Annotated in this window: 1 protein-coding gene; it reads left to right on the top strand. The window is 72.9% G+C overall.

From position 1 onward, the window contains the following. Positions 1-513 (top strand): ABC transporter substrate-binding protein (locus D1614_RS25235; RefSeq protein WP_147384426.1); only part of this gene is annotated, 513 nt, incomplete at both ends.

Here is a 513-nt window from a genome sequence, read left to right as displayed (position 1 = left end):
ATGCTGCGGGCGGGGGCGATCCCGGGGTCGATCGGCACCTTCGACCCGCAGCGGTCGGGCGTCGGCTTCCTCTACTATTCCCAGGACCGCCTGGCCTGGCCGCAGTCCCTGGCCTTGAGCGACGCCATGGGGGCGGGGCGGCCCAAGCTCTACGAATCGACCGCCACCCTGCTCACCGCCGTCACGGCGGGGGAGATCGTGCTGGGCTACAACGTCATCGGCTCCTACGCCGCCGAGCGCGCCGCCGAGGCGCCGGAGATCGGCGTGGTCTTCCCGTCCGACTACACCCTGGTGATGTCGCGCATAGCGTTCGTCTCGAAGAACGCCCGCCATCCCAACGCGGCCAAGGCCCTGCTTGGCTTCATGTTGTCGAAGGAGGGCCAGGCCCTGCTCGCCGCCGGCAGCCTGCGGCCGGTGCGGGCCGACGTGGCCGGGCCGCAGCCGCCGGGCCCCTCGCCCGAGGCGGCCCGCCCGATCGAGGTCGGGCCGGGCCTGCTGGCCAATCTCGACCAG

Source organism: Maribellus luteus (assembly GCF_003576475.1).
GTDB lineage: Bacteria > Bacteroidota > Bacteroidia > Bacteroidales > Prolixibacteraceae > Draconibacterium > Draconibacterium luteum.
This window is presented reverse-complemented; position numbering and strand designations above follow the sequence as displayed.